The organism is Agromyces capsici, from assembly GCF_058349965.1.
Genome location: NZ_JBYRET010000001.1, coordinates 1551517 through 1563863 on the forward strand (window position 1 = coordinate 1551517; position 12347 = coordinate 1563863).

15 protein-coding genes are annotated in these 12347 nt (G+C 71.3%); 6 read left to right on the forward strand and 9 right to left on the reverse strand.

Translation table 11 applies throughout. From position 1 onward, the window contains the following. Window positions 1-82: 82 nt before the first annotated feature. Window positions 83-715: a uracil phosphoribosyltransferase gene (gene upp / locus AC3RKB_RS07400; protein WP_491435456.1), complete on the reverse strand. Its 633-nt coding sequence runs from the start codon at window positions 713-715 to the stop codon at window positions 83-85. 50 nt (window positions 716-765) lie between these two features. Here upp and tadA point away from each other — a divergent pair, with 50 nt between their 5' ends. Continuing rightward, complete coding sequence (tadA, locus tag AC3RKB_RS07405) at window positions 766-1236, forward strand: tRNA adenosine(34) deaminase TadA (RefSeq protein ID WP_491435457.1); 471 nt, start codon at window positions 766-768, stop codon at window positions 1234-1236. On the opposite strand, the gene AC3RKB_RS07410 is transcribed toward tadA, so the two are convergent. Beyond that, entirely contained in the window at window positions 1161-1961 is an 801-nt protein-coding gene (locus AC3RKB_RS07410) for a glutamine amidotransferase-related protein (RefSeq protein ID WP_491435458.1), read from the reverse strand. The two genes, tadA and AC3RKB_RS07410, sit on opposite strands and share 76 nt — an antisense overlap. Then, the gene (locus AC3RKB_RS07415; RefSeq protein WP_491435459.1) at window positions 1958-2920 is read right to left on the reverse strand and encodes a cation diffusion facilitator family transporter; all 963 of its coding nucleotides are present in this window, start codon (window positions 2918-2920) and stop codon (window positions 1958-1960) included. Before AC3RKB_RS07415 ends, AC3RKB_RS07410 begins: the two co-directional genes overlap by 4 nt. Before the next feature lie 23 nt (window positions 2921-2943). Between AC3RKB_RS07415 and proC the strand changes: the two genes are divergently transcribed. Further along, window positions 2944-3807, forward strand: coding sequence for a pyrroline-5-carboxylate reductase (gene proC, locus AC3RKB_RS07420; RefSeq protein WP_491435460.1), 864 nt, complete (start codon window positions 2944-2946; stop codon window positions 3805-3807). A 404-nt stretch (window positions 3808-4211) separates the two neighbouring features. Here proC and rlmC read toward each other — a convergent pair whose 3' ends face one another. The 3 genes from rlmC to AC3RKB_RS07435 are packed head-to-tail and all read right to left on the reverse strand — an operon-like array spanning window position 4212 to window position 7928. Beyond that, window positions 4212-5342, reverse strand: a complete 1131-nt coding sequence (gene rlmC, locus AC3RKB_RS07425) for a 23S rRNA (uracil(747)-C(5))-methyltransferase RlmC (RefSeq protein ID WP_491435461.1) — start codon at window positions 5340-5342, stop codon at window positions 4212-4214. Window positions 5343-5364: 22 nt separating this feature from the next. Continuing rightward, window positions 5365-6987 carry an ABC transporter permease gene (locus tag AC3RKB_RS07430; protein ID WP_491435462.1) on the reverse strand — a complete coding sequence of 541 codons (1623 nt, stop codon included), beginning with the start codon at window positions 6985-6987 and terminating at the stop codon, window positions 5365-5367. After that, entirely contained in the window at window positions 6984-7928 is a 945-nt protein-coding gene (locus AC3RKB_RS07435; protein ID WP_491435463.1) for an ABC transporter ATP-binding protein, read from the reverse strand. Before AC3RKB_RS07435 ends, AC3RKB_RS07430 begins: the two co-directional genes overlap by 4 nt. Before the next feature lie 97 nt (window positions 7929-8025). Between AC3RKB_RS07435 and AC3RKB_RS07440 the strand changes: the two genes are divergently transcribed. Then, on the forward strand, window positions 8026-8421 hold the full coding sequence (locus AC3RKB_RS07440) for a hypothetical protein (RefSeq protein WP_491435464.1): 396 nt from the start codon (window positions 8026-8028) through the stop codon (window positions 8419-8421). A 75-nt stretch (window positions 8422-8496) separates the two neighbouring features. Here the strand turns inward: AC3RKB_RS07440 and AC3RKB_RS07445 are convergent, their stop codons facing one another. Both AC3RKB_RS07445 and AC3RKB_RS07450 read right to left on the reverse strand, forming a co-directional pair. Next, a complete protein-coding gene (locus AC3RKB_RS07445) occupies window positions 8497-9165 on the reverse strand; it encodes a potassium channel family protein (protein WP_491435465.1) in 669 nt (222 codons plus the stop codon). Then, window positions 9158-10603, reverse strand: a complete 1446-nt coding sequence (locus AC3RKB_RS07450; RefSeq protein WP_491435466.1) for a TrkH family potassium uptake protein — start codon at window positions 10601-10603, stop codon at window positions 9158-9160. Before AC3RKB_RS07450 ends, AC3RKB_RS07445 begins: the two co-directional genes overlap by 8 nt. 72 nt (window positions 10604-10675) lie before the next feature. On the opposite strand from AC3RKB_RS07450, the gene AC3RKB_RS07455 reads away from it, so the two are divergent. Continuing rightward, window positions 10676-11119 carry an ArsR/SmtB family transcription factor gene (locus AC3RKB_RS07455; RefSeq protein ID WP_491435467.1) on the forward strand — a complete coding sequence of 148 codons (444 nt, stop codon included), beginning with the start codon at window positions 10676-10678 and terminating at the stop codon, window positions 11117-11119. Between the two features lie 49 nt (window positions 11120-11168). On the opposite strand, the gene AC3RKB_RS07460 is transcribed toward AC3RKB_RS07455, so the two are convergent. Then, window positions 11169-11678 (reverse strand): GNAT family N-acetyltransferase, encoded by a 510-nt coding sequence (locus AC3RKB_RS07460; RefSeq protein WP_491435468.1) that lies wholly within the window; start codon window positions 11676-11678, stop codon window positions 11169-11171. 115 nt (window positions 11679-11793) lie between these two features. On the opposite strand from AC3RKB_RS07460, the gene AC3RKB_RS07465 reads away from it, so the two are divergent. Further along, window positions 11794-11892: a 30S ribosomal protein bS22 gene (locus tag AC3RKB_RS07465; protein ID WP_003792170.1), complete on the forward strand. Its 99-nt coding sequence runs from the start codon at window positions 11794-11796 to the stop codon at window positions 11890-11892. Between the two features lie 122 nt (window positions 11893-12014). After that, a complete protein-coding gene (locus tag AC3RKB_RS07470) occupies window positions 12015-12290 on the forward strand; it encodes a glutaredoxin family protein (RefSeq protein WP_491435469.1) in 276 nt (91 codons plus the stop codon). Window positions 12291-12347: the final 57 nt, after the last annotated feature.

Genomic DNA, 12347 nt, shown 5'->3' on the forward strand with positions numbered 1-12347 from the left:
CGAAGATCCTGCGACGTGAGGGTGCGGTGATCTTGCGGAAACCTCACCAGGAGGCGATGCGCACGTCGCCAGGACGCGCAGGTCAGACGGTGCCGTACAGGCGATCGCCCGCGTCACCGAGGCCCGGCACGATGTACCCGTGTTCGTTGAGCCGCTCGTCGACGGCACCGAGCACGATCGACACCTCGCGGCCGTGCAGGGCCTCTTCGACCGCCTTGAGGCCCTCGGGCGCGGCGAGGATGCAGATGGCCGTGACATCGGTCGCCCCGCGCTGGAGCAGGAACTCGATCGCCGCCGTGAGCGAGCCGCCCGTGGCGAGCATCGGGTCGAGCACGAAGCACTGGCGGCCGCTGAGGTCGTCGGGCAGGCGCTCGGCGTAGGTGGTCGGCTCGAGGGTCTCCTCGTTGCGCGCCATGCCGAGGAAGCCCACCTCGGCGCTGGGGAGGAGCTTGACCATGCCCTCGAGCATGCCGAGGCCCGCGCGTAGGATCGGCACGATCAGCGGCTTCGGATCGGCGATGCGGACACCGGTGGTCGGGGCCACGGGAGTGACGATGTCGACGGGCTCGACGCGCACGTCGCGCGTGCCCTCGTACGCGAGCAGCGTCATGAGCTCCTCGACCAGCGAGCGGAACACCGGCGACGGCGTGTTCACGTCGCGCAGCACCGTCAGCTTGTGGGTGATCAGCGGGTGGTCGGCAACGTGGACTCGCATAGGCTCGAGTCTAGTTGCGGGGGTTCCGCCAGCGAGAAGGGGCGAGGGGGATGCCGGTCCAGCTGCCCGAGCACGCGGAATGGATGCGACTGGCCCTCGCCGAGGCATCCGCCGCCCTCGCCACCGGCGACGTGCCGGTCGGCGCCGTGGTCGTCCGCGACGGCGAGGTCATCGCGACCGGGCGCAACGAGCGCGAGCTGCACGAGGACCCGACCGCGCACGCCGAGCTCCTCGCCATCCGCGAGGCCGCCCGCGTCACGGGCGACCGCCACCTCACCGACTGCACGCTCGTCGTCACGCTCGAGCCGTGCGTGATGTGCGCCGGCGCGATCGTGGCCGCGCGCATCCCGACGGTCGTCTTCGGGGCGTGGGACGAGAAGGCCGGCGCGGCCGGGTCGCTCTACGACGTGCTGCGCGACCGGCGGCTGAACCACCGCGTCGAGGTCTACGCGGGGGTCGAGGCGGATGCCGCGGCGCGGCTGCTGCTCGACTTCTTCGAGGATCCCGCCCGGCGCCCCTGACCGAGCCCGTCGAGGAACTCGCCGAGGATCGCGCTGGACGCCGCCTCGGCGGCCGGCCCGCACTCGGCCTGCAGCTCGCGCATGCGCTCGACCGTGAGGCCGTACTCCGGCAGCTCGTCGCCCCACGCGGCCAGCCAGTCCTCGTGGATCGCCGGCGTCACCTCGGGGTGGAACTGCACGGCGAGGAGCCAGTCGCCGAGGCGGAACGCCTGGTTGGCGTACTCGGGCGACGACGCCAGCCGCTCGACGCCCTCGGGGAGGTCGAAGGTGTCGCCGTGCCACTGCACGAACCGGATGCCTCGGGCGTGGCGTACCGGAGAGGTCTGGCCGGCGTCGGTCACGTCGACCCCGAGCCAGCCGACCTCCTTGCGCGGCCCGCGGTAGGCGCGACCGCCGAGCGCGTCGGCGAGCATCTGCGCACCCAGGCACACCCCGAAGACCGGCGCCTCGGCGGCGATCCGCTGCCGGAGCAGCTCGATCTCGTGCCCGACGTACGGGTAGCGGTCGGTCTCGTAGGCGGCTTCGTCGCCGCCGAGCACGACGAGCAGGTCGGGTGCGAGCGCGTCGATCGCGGTGACGTCCTCGTGGGGCGCGTCGACCGTCACGATCTCGTAGCCGTGGGCCTCGAGCACCGGCCCGAGGTTGCCCAGGCCGATGGCCGAGTCGTGGCGGAGCACCATCGCGACGGGAAGTCGAGCGGGGGCCGACCCCGCGCCATCCGTCATTCGAGCCCCTTGATGACGATCGCGTCGGTGGGCGGCGCGTGCTCGTTCGGGTCGACGTAGATGTCGGGCTCCATGTAGATGACGCGGGCCGCGGGGACGGCGTGCCGTACGCGCTCCTCGATCACGTTGATCGCCGTCGACACCTCGGCCAGGGTCTCGCCGCCGTGGAAGCCCAGCTTGGCGGCCACCATGAGCTCATCGGGCCCGAGGTAGAGGGTCTTCATGTGGATGATGCGCTCGGCCTCCGGTCCGGCGAGGATCGCCTTCTCGATCTTGCCGAGATCCCCCGCGGTGGCGCCCTCGCCGACGAGCAGGCTCTTCGTCTCCATGCCGAGGATGATCGCGACGATGATCAGCAGGGTGCCGATCATGAGCGTGCCGATCGCATCGAAGATCGTGTTGCCGGTGATGACCGTGAGGCCGACGCCGAAGAGTGCGAACACGAGGCCGAGGAGGGCCGCGATGTCCTCGAGGAGGACGACGGGCAGCTCGGGTGCCTTGGCGTGGCGCACGAACTGCACCCACGTCTGCTTGCCACGCACGAGGTTCGACTCCTTCACCGCGGTGCGCAGCGAGAACGACTCGAGCACGATCGCGATCACGAGCACCGTGATCGGCACCCAGGCGTTCTCGAGCTCGTGCGGGTGCTGGAGCTTGTCGACGCCCTCGTAGATCGAGAAGAGACCGCCGACCGAGAACAGAATGATCGACACCACGAACGCGTACACGTACCGCTCGCGTCCGTAGCCGAACGGATGTGCGCGGTCCGCGTCCTTCTTGGCGCGTCGCCCACCGACGAACAGGAGCAGCTGGTTGCCCGCGTCGGCGACCGAGTGCACGGCCTCGGCAAGCATCGATGCCGACCCCGAGATGGCCCACGCGATGAACTTCGTCACCGCGATGCCCGTGTTCGCGAGGAATGCCGCGAGGATCGCCTTCGTGCCGCCGGATGCGCTCATGCGCCAATCCTAGGATGGTCGCCATGACCTCCCTCCAGCCGGTTGACCCGCACGTCGAACTGCCCTCCATCGCCTTCCTCGGCGCCGGGTCGATGGCCCGCGCGATCCTCGCCGGACTGCTCCAGCCGCACGTGACGGTCGCCGGCGGCATCCGCGCCACGAATCGCAGCGAGGCCCGCGCGGCCGAGTTCGCCGACGAGCCGCGCGTGACGGCGTACGCGACCGAGACGGATGCCGCGGCGAACCGCCGCGCGGTCGCCGGCGCGAAGCTCGTGGTCGTCGCCGTGAAGCCCGCGATGGTCCCCGACCTGCTCGACGAGATCGCGGATGCGCTCGAGCCCGGCGCGATCGTGGTCTCAGTCGCCGCCGGCGTGACGGTCGCCACGTTCGAGTCGCACCTGCCGTCGCACGTGTCGGTCGTGCGCACCATGCCGAACACGCCGGCCGTGGTCGGGCGCGCGGTGACGGGCGTCTCGGCGGGCACGCGCTCGACCGACGCCGACCTGGCGCTCGTCGTCTCGCTGTTCGCGACCGTCGGCGAGGTGCTCGTCGTGCCCGAGTCGCAGCTCGACGCGCTCTCGACGATCTCGGGATCCGGGCCGGCCTACGTGTTCCTCCTCATCGAGGAGTTCACGAAGACCGCGATCGCGAAGGGCTTCACGCCCGAGCAGGCCGCGACCATGGTGCAGGGCACGTTCCGCGGTGCGAGCGAGCTGCTCGCGGCATCCGGCGACGACCCGGCCGAGCTCCGACGGCGCGTCACGAGCCCGAAGGGAACGACCGAGCGCGCGATCGCGGTGCTGCAGGAGGCCGACCTCTCGGCGCTCTTCGACCGCGCCACCGACGCCGCCCTCGCGCGCGCGCGCGAGCTCGCCGCCGGCGCCTGACCCGCCGCCCGCGCCCCGCGCCATCCGCTCGCACCCCGCCGCCCGCGCCCCGCCACCCGAGCCACCCACGTTCAGAATTCAGGGGACGAACGCGCAGGCCGGCAATTCCTACGCGCAGAGTTCAGGAAGCACGTACGTAGGGCCGTCGCCCCCACGTTCGGAACTCAGGAGACGCACGCGAAGTCCGTTCGCCTGTCCGCGCAGAATTCAGGATCGAGGCGAGCAAGGGCCGGGACCGGAGGCGGTTTCGAGGAGCTCACCACGTCGCAGTAGGAGCCCGTTCCTGAATTCTGCTCGCATGAGGGACGCCGCGTTCCTGAGTTCTGCACGGGCAGGGGAGGTGGGCGTCCCTGAATTCTGCACGAGCGGGGGAGGTGGGCGTTCCTGAATTCTGCACAGGGCGGTCAGCGGCGGGCGAGGAGGACCATGACCTCGAAGTGCGTGGTCTGCGGGAACATGTCGAACACGCGCGCCTTCACGGGCCGCAGCGACGGCATCGCCGCGAGGTCCTTCGCGAGGGATGCCGCGTTGCACGACGAGTACAGCACGTGCGCGGCATCCGACCGCTCGAGCCAGCCCGCGAGCTCCGCCCCGATCCCGCGGCGCGGCGGGTTCACGACGACGAGGTCGGGGGCGGATGGCGCGGCCAGCGCGTAGGCCGTTGCGTCGCCCGCAGCGAAGCGCACGCGCGAGAGCGCGGCATCCGTCCGGCTCAGCTCGGCGCTCGCGACCGCCTCGACGCTCGTCTCGATGCCGGTGACCTCGGTGCGGCCCTCGGCGTCGGCCAGGTGCAGCGCGAACCCGCCGACGCCCGAGTAGAGGTCCCACGCGTCCTCGGGAGCGAGCTCGCGGATCCACTCGCGCGCCTCGGCGTACAGCGCCTCGGCGATCGCGGTGTTGGTCTGGAAGAAGCTCTGCGGGCGCAGGTGCATCGTCACATCGTTGAGCCGCATCGGCAGCGTGCCCGCGTCGGTGAGCACGACCTCGTCGGCGCCCTCGAGCACGGCCTTGTGCTCGGGCAGCAGGTTCGCCGTGACCACGCGAGCCTGCGGCAGCTCGGCGAGGAGGGCCGGCAGGTGCTTGCGCATGCGGCCGAGGGGTTCGGTCGAGCGCAGCACGAACCGCACCATGAGCTCGCCGTCGGGCGACTCGGTGACGATGAGGTGCTTGAGCTCGCCGCGGCGGGAGGCCACGTCGTACGGGGTGATGCGGGCGAGCGTGACGAACCGCGCGAGCACGGGGAACGCCGCGCGATGCCCGGGCGAGCAGATGCCGCACGACTGCAGGTCGATGCCGTACCCGTCGGCGTCGAGGATGCCGATCGTGGGCGCCTCGATCGTGCCGCCGACCACCATCTTCGCCTTGTTGCGGTAGTCGCGCTCGCCGCTCGCGACGGGCGGCAGCCATTCGGGCACGTCGAATGGCGCGAGGAGTTCCACGGCGTGCGCCTGCTTGTCGGCGAGCTGCTGCGGGTACGGCCGGCCCATGAGCGAGCACGACCGGCATCGCCCCGCGTCGAAGTACGGGCACTGCACCCGTCAAGGCTACGCGGCCCGCTCAGCCGCCCGTGGCGAGCTCGCGGCGGCGCATGAGCACGATCGACACGGTGATCGTCGCGAGGCCGATGCCGGTCATCCAGATCCCGCCGGTCCAGTCGACGTCGTCGCCGATCGGCACGGGGGAGTGGGCGAACGGCGACAGGTCGTGCACCCAGTCGGGCAGTCCGAGCAGCTCGCCGAACACGCCGAAGAACGCCCCGAGCGTGAGCAGCGCCCACGAGAGGCCGATCATCTGGTGGGGGAGGAGCACGAAGAGCAGCAGGCCGAGGCCGAGGAACACGAGGATCGCCGGCAGCTGCGCGACGGCCGCCTCGGCGGCGTCGCTCGCCATGCCGCCCGGGTCGTCGGCCGACTGCGCGCCCGCGAAGGCGCCGAGCATCGCGACGCCGATCACGATCACCACGCCGACGAATGCGACCGCGCCGTACTCGCCGAGCCAACGCTGGCGCGGCACGGGCGTCGCGAGCACGACCTCGGCGGTGCCGTGCGCCTCCTCCTGGCGCGCCCGCATCACGAGCTGCAGCGCGCACGCCGACGCGAGGATGCCGATCACGCTGAAGAACGTGGTCGTGAGCGCCTGTTCGAGCGTGGCATCCGCGCCCGCCATGGCCTGCAGCCTCACGGCGACCTCGGGCACGTCGGAGCCGATCTGGTCGACCAACGGCGTGAGCGAGGTCGCGAGCGCGCCCATCACGAGGGCGCCGGCGGCCCACGAGAGCACGGCGCCGATGCTGAGCTTCCACGCGAGGCCAAGCGAGCCCGACAGCACCGGGCCCGCGTGATCGCGCCCGCGGAAGCCGGGCAGCACGCTCGCCCCGCTGTCACGCGCCGACTGGAAGACGTACACCAGCACGACGAGCACCGCCGCGAATCCGAGCGCGATCAGCACCGGCCGCAGGTCGTCCTCGGCGAACGCGCCCGTGCGCTGGCCCCAGCCGATCGGCGACAGCCAGCTGATCCACATCGCGGTGCGGTGCAGCCCGTCGTCGGACGGCTCGCCCGCCGCGTCGCCGATGCCGCGCACGAAGTACGCGGCGATGACGGCCGCCACCCCCGCCGCGTTGGCCGCGCGCGAGGTGCGGAACAGCTGCGCGAACACGAGCCCGACGGCGAGGAACGCGATGCCGCACGCGGCCACCGCCGTGCCGGCGACGAGCGAGCCCGCGACCTCCAGCCCGCTCGCGATGAACGCGAGCGCGACGGCCAGGCCGAGCACGACGTCGGCGAGCACGCCGTGGATCACCGTCGCCGTCGTCGGGAGTACGCGCGACGCCGGCGTCGCCGCGACGAGCTCGGCTCGCCCGGCCTCCTCGTCGCCGCGCGTGTGGCGCACGGCGAGGAACGTGCTCATCAGGCCCGCGAGCAGTGCGATGAAGGCGAAGATGAGGAAGAAGGCGAACGGCCCCTCCTCGGCGCCGTTCGGCGTGCCCCGGAACATCAGGATGGCCGGCGCGACCATGGTCAAGCGGAGGATCCCCTCGCGCTCGGCGAGATCGCCGAACGTGGTGGTCACCGCGGTCGTGGCCATGAGCCCGAGCCCGGCCGTGCCGGCGATCCAGAGCGCGAGCTGCACCCGGTCGCGGCGGAGGCGCTGTCGAAGCAGCACGCCGAGCAGGTTCACGTGCCGGCCTCCGCGCGCGCCTCCGCGCCGACCAGCGCGGGGTCGTCGCCGTAGTGGCGCAGGAACAGCTCCTCGAGCGAGGGTGGCATGACGGTGAGCGCCTGCACGCCGAGCCGGCCGAGCTCGGGCAGCACGCGCGCGATCCGGTCGCTGTCGACCGTGAAGCGCACCCGGCCGTTGTCGACCACGAGATCGTGGACCCCGTCGATCGCCGTGACGGCGCCCTCCTGGCCCGGAACGTGCACGAACGCGACGGTCGAATGGGTGAGGTGCCGCAGCTCGGCGAGCGTGCCGGACTCCACGAGCCGCCCGGCGCGGATGATGCTCACGCGATCGCAGAGCTCCTCGACCTCGGAGAGGATGTGGCTCGACAGCAGCACCGTCGCGCCGTCCTTCGCGAGCCGGTCGATCTCGCGGTTGAACACGACCTCCATGAGCGGGTCGAGTCCGCTCGTCGGTTCGTCGAGCAGGTACAGCTCGGCGGGCGTCGCGAACGCGGCGATCAGGGCGACCTTCTGCCGGTTGCCCTTCGAGTACGCCCGGCCCCTCACGCGCGGGTCGAACTGGAACGCCTCGATCAGGCGCGCCTTGCGCTCGGCGTACGCGGCGCGATCGGCGGTGCCGCCGCGCAGCCGGGAGAGCAGGTCGATCGCCTCGCCGCCCGTGAGGTTCGGCCACAGGGTCACGTCGCCGGGCACGTACGCGAGCCGTCGATGCAGGGATGCCGCCTCAGCCCACGGGTCGCGGCCGAACAGCTCGACCGTGCCGCCGCTCGCGCGGGCGAGGCCCAGCACGATGCGGAGGGTCGTGGACTTGCCCGCGCCGTTCGGGCCGAGGAAGCCGTGGATCTCGCCGGGACGCACCTCGAGGTCGAGCCCGTCGAGCGCGACGGTGCGTCCGAAGCGCTTCTCGAGCCCGCGGGTGCTGATCACGCTGGTCATGCGGCGGATGGTACGCCAGCCCCGCGAGGGCGGGAGGGACCAACGGCACTCGTGCCCCTGTCATCCGGCTCCCCGAACCGCAGGTACGCTCGGCGTCATGGGTCTGCTCGACGTGATCGCGCTCGTCGGCGAGGTGGTCGCGTGGATCACGTTCGTCGGCGGCGGGCTGTGCCTGCTCGCGTTCGCGTTCGCGCGCATGGCCGACGGCACGTGGGAGCCCACCGAGGCGGTCGTCGTCGACGGCCCGGCCGGTGCGCGCGTCAGGTGGTTCGCCGAGGGCGAGTTCCACGAGCGGGCGCTCGACCACGACGAGCGCGAGCACCTCGACGCGAGCGAGATGCAGCCCGCGTTCTACCGCCGTCGCACGCCCGACCGGCTCCGGTTCGAGGCCGACTCGCCGGTGCCCCGGCTGCTCGGCACGCTCGCGGTGATCCTGCTCGGCATCGGGCTCGTCGCGACGATCGCGTCCACGCTCGCCGGCGTGATGGGCTGACGGCCCGGCGGGCGCCGACGGATGTCGCGGCGCCGGCACAGGCGCGTCCGCCCCGCTACCGGCGCGGCCGCCCCGCTATTCGAGCGCGGCGAACTTCTCGATGTCGCCCTCGGTGCCCGACACGATGATGAGGTCGTGGTTGGACACGACCGTCTTCTCGGTCGCGTAGGTGAAGGGCTTGCCCGGGCTCTTGACGCCGACCACCGTCACGTTGTGCCGCGAGCGCACGCCCGACTCGGTGAGGTTCTTGCCGCGGATCGGCTTCGGGGGGTACATCTTCACGAGCGCGAAGTCGTCGTCGAACTCGATGAAGTCGAGCATGCGGCCCGACACCAGGTGCGCGGTGCGCTCGCCCGCCTCCCGCTCGGGGTAGATGACATGGTTCGCGCCGATGCGCTCGAGGATCTTGCCGTGCGAGCTCGAGATCGCCTTGGCCCAGATCTGCGGGATCTTCAGGTCGACGAGGTTGGCGGTGATGAGCACGGATGCCTCGACCGACGAGCCGACCGCGCAGACGGCGATCGAGAACTCCTGCGCGCCGATCTGCTTCAGCGCGTCGAGCGACTTGGCGTCGGCCACCACGGCGTGCGTGACCCGCTCAGCCCACTTCTGCACGAGGGCCTCGTCCTCGTCGACCGCGAGCACCTCGCGGCCGAGGCGGTCGAGCTGGCCGGCCGTGGCGGCCCCGAACCGGCCGAGTCCGATGACGAGCACGGGGGCGTCGTGCTTGATGCGATCAACCAACGATGGGCCTCTCTTCCGGTCGCTTGAACAGTTGGCGCTTCTGCGCGGCCGCGAGGGCTGCCGCGAGCGTGACGGTGCCGACGCGACCCATGAACATGGTCACGGCCATGACGTACTTGCCCTCGGGCGGCAGGTCGTTGGTCAGGCCGGTTGACAGGCCGCACGTCGCGAACGCCGAGATGACGTCGAACAGCACGAAGTCGAGCGGCGCCTTGGTGATCTGCACGATGATCACGGTCGACACGGCGACGATCGTCGCGCCCCACAGCACGACGCTCACCGCGAGCCGGAGCATGTCGCGCGGGATGCGGCGCCCGAACGCCTCCATGGCCGGCGCACCCTTCGCCTCGGCGTACGCGGCGAGGAAGAGCACGGCGAGCGTCGTGACCTTGATGCCGCCCGCGGTCGACGCGGAACCGCCGCCGACGAACATGAGCATGTCGGTCACGAGCAGGCTCGACCCGTAGAGGTCGGCCATGTCGATCGTCGCGAACCCGCCCGAACGGGTCATGGTCGACATGAAGAACGCCTCGTACAGCGTCTTGCCGAACCCGAACGACCCGTAGGTCTTCGGGTTGTCGTACTCGAGCACCAGGAACGTGAGCGCGCCCGCGACCCACAGGATCGCGGTGGTGGTCAGCGTGAGCTTGACGTGCACGCTCCATCGGCGCGGGAACTTCCACGTGCGCAGCAGCGCGAAGATCACGGGGAAGCCGAGGCTGCCGAGGAACACGTCGAGCATGAGCAGCGATTGGAACCAGTAGTCGTCGAAGAACTCGACCGGGCCGAGCGGATTCGGTGCGAACCCCGTGTTCGTGAATGCGCTCACCGAGTAGTACGCCGCGTACCAGATGCTCGTGCCGGCGTCGTACCCGGCCGCGAGCATGCTCGGGATCATGCCGAGCATGATGACGGCCTCGATCGACAGGGTGCTGATCGCGACCGTGGCGAGCAGGCCGCCGACCTCGCCGAGGCGGATGGCCTGCCGTTCCGACACCGGGCCGGCGTGCACGCGCGACGGGTTCGTGTCGCTCGCCGCGATGAGCCTCGCGCGCAGGCCCAGCCGGCGCGAGATCACGAGGCCGAGGATGGAGGCGAGCGTCAGCACGCCCATGCCGCCGACGTTCATGCCGATGAAGATCACCGCGTTGCCGAACGGCGACCAGTGGGTGGCCATGTCGACGGTGGTCAGGCCCGTGACGCAGATGGCGGACGTCGCGGTGAAGAACGCGTCGTACAGGGGTGTGCCGCCGGTGCCGCTGCCGGCCCTGGCGATCGGCAGCGTCAGCAGGAGCGTGGTGATGAGCACCAGGCCGGCGAAGATCAGGATCGCGAACCGTGACGGCGAACTCCGCACGAGCCCGTCGACGGCGTCGCGGACGCGGCCGAGCCATGAGCGACGGGCGATCCCCCGACGACCCACGGGTTGCGCGGCCATCCGCCCTCCCCTCGCTCGACGCGTGTGTCATCGTACTCCCCGCTCTCCGCCCCGACTGACTACCCTTGAGCCATGGCGGACATCTTCGACGTGGTGGCGGACCCGACCAGGCGCGACATCCTCGGCGTCCTCCTCGACCGCGAGACGTCGGTTCCCGAATCCGGCGGCGAGATCAGCGTCGGCGAGATCGTCACGGCGCTCGGCGTCAGCCAGCCCACGGTGTCCAAGCACCTCAAGGTGCTGCGCGAGTCCGGGCTGGTCGGCGTCCGGGAGGAGGGCCAGCACCGCTACTACCACCTCGACCGTGCGCCGCTCGAGCGCCTGGAGGACTGGCTGATCCCCTTCGTGTCGACGGATGCCGCGGCCGACGCCGTCACGCTCGCCGGCGCCGATGCCGGCGCCGAGGAGGGCCTCAACGAGGAGCAGCGCGCCTTCGCATCGGCGCTCGGCAAGGCGTTCGCCGACACCGCGCACCAGGTCACCGCGGTCGTCGCGTCGCAGCGCAAGCGCAAGTGACCCCGGTGGTCGAGTCGCACCGGGCGGAGCCCGGCGCGTATCGAGACCCTCAGCCCAGCCGCTTCTCCATCTCGAGCTCGAGCCCGCCCGGCTCGAGCTCGTACGGCCGGCGGTACCCGGTGTAGGCGAACCCGAGCTTCTCGTAGAACCGGCGCGCTCGCGCGTTGTCCTCGTGCACCTCGAGCCGGAGCGTGTCGCTGCGCTCGGCGGCCCACCGCTCGATCTCGTCGAGCAGGGCGCGCGTGACGCCGGCCGCCTCGCCGCGGCGATCGGGCGACACGTAGACGCCGACGAGGAGCGGTCCGGTCGCGGCGTCCGGCACGTAGCATCCCATCGTGCCGACCCACCGCTCGCCCTCGATCGCGACGAGCACGGTCTGCTCACGCGCCTCACCGCGACGAGCGCGCGTGCGCCACTCGGCCTCGTCGTACTGGAGCGCCCGCTCGATCGTGTCGCCGAAGGCGATCGGGGTGTCGCGCAGCATCTCGAGGCGGAGCGCTCGGACGGCAGGCCAGTCCGCTTCGCGCGTGGTTCGGATCACGAGTCCGGGTCGGGACATCCCTCGAACGTAGCGGATGGCTCGGCGCCTCGTCGGCGAATGGGCTAGACTACCGCGGGGCTGATCGCCCCACGGCTGCGGCACGCGCGGCCGACCCGATCTTTGTGAGGTTTTCGTGGGTTCCGTCATCAAGAAGCGTCGCAAGCGCATGGCGAAGAAGAAGCACCGCAAGCTGCTTCGCAAGACGCGCCACCAGCGTCGCAACAAGAAGTAGTCGACTCGACCACTGGCAGGGCGTCAGGCCGTGAGGCCTGGCGCTTTTCGCTGCGCGGAATCCGCGGGTCCCGGAGTCCCGGCGGCGCGTCCGGGCACCCTGAGCGCGCGTATCCTGACCGGATGACCCCCCGCGAGATCCGCCTCACCCTCATCGGCAAGCCGGGGTGCCACCTGTGCGACGACGCGCGGGAGGTCGTGCAGTGCGTGCGCGAGGAGCTCGCCGCGACGCCCGACGCACCGGTCACGCGCCTCGAGGAGCTGTCGATCCTGGACGACGACGCCCTCCGCGCACGGTACGCCGAGGAGATCCCGGTGCTGCTCGTCGACGACGAGGTGCACGGGTACTGGCGCATCGACCCGGTCCGGCTGAAGACGGCGCTGCTCGCGAGGCGTTAGCCGACGGCATCCGCTCGCTCAAGGGGGTGAGAATCGGATGCCGCAGGCGTTGACTTG

What these genes read in the sequence shown, in the direction of transcription:
- AC3RKB_RS07415 (WP_491435459.1), bottom strand. Translation starts at nt 2,920, where the DNA reads ATGAGCGCATCCGGCGGCACGAAGGCGATCCTCGCGGCATTCCTCGCG.
- AC3RKB_RS07440 (WP_491435464.1), top strand. Translation starts at nt 8,026, where the DNA reads ATGGGTCTGCTCGACGTGATCGCGCTCGTCGGCGAGGTGGTCGCGTGG.
- AC3RKB_RS07455 (WP_491435467.1), top strand. Translation starts at nt 10,676, where the DNA reads ATGGCGGACATCTTCGACGTGGTGGCGGACCCGACCAGGCGCGACATC.
- AC3RKB_RS07460 (WP_491435468.1), bottom strand. Translation starts at nt 11,678, where the DNA reads ATGTCCCGACCCGGACTCGTGATCCGAACCACGCGCGAAGCGGACTGG.
- proC (WP_491435460.1), top strand. Translation starts at nt 2,944, where the DNA reads ATGACCTCCCTCCAGCCGGTTGACCCGCACGTCGAACTGCCCTCCATC.
- AC3RKB_RS07435 (WP_491435463.1), bottom strand. Translation starts at nt 7,928, where the DNA reads ATGACCAGCGTGATCAGCACCCGCGGGCTCGAGAAGCGCTTCGGACGC.
- AC3RKB_RS07470 (WP_491435469.1), top strand. Translation starts at nt 12,015, where the DNA reads ATGACCCCCCGCGAGATCCGCCTCACCCTCATCGGCAAGCCGGGGTGC.
- tadA (WP_491435457.1), top strand. Translation starts at nt 766, where the DNA reads ATGCCGGTCCAGCTGCCCGAGCACGCGGAATGGATGCGACTGGCCCTC.
- AC3RKB_RS07410 (WP_491435458.1), bottom strand. Translation starts at nt 1,961, where the DNA reads ATGACGGATGGCGCGGGGTCGGCCCCCGCTCGACTTCCCGTCGCGATG.
- upp (WP_491435456.1), bottom strand. Translation starts at nt 715, where the DNA reads ATGCGAGTCCACGTTGCCGACCACCCGCTGATCACCCACAAGCTGACG.
- AC3RKB_RS07450 (WP_491435466.1), bottom strand. Translation starts at nt 10,603, where the DNA reads ATGGCCGCGCAACCCGTGGGTCGTCGGGGGATCGCCCGTCGCTCATGG.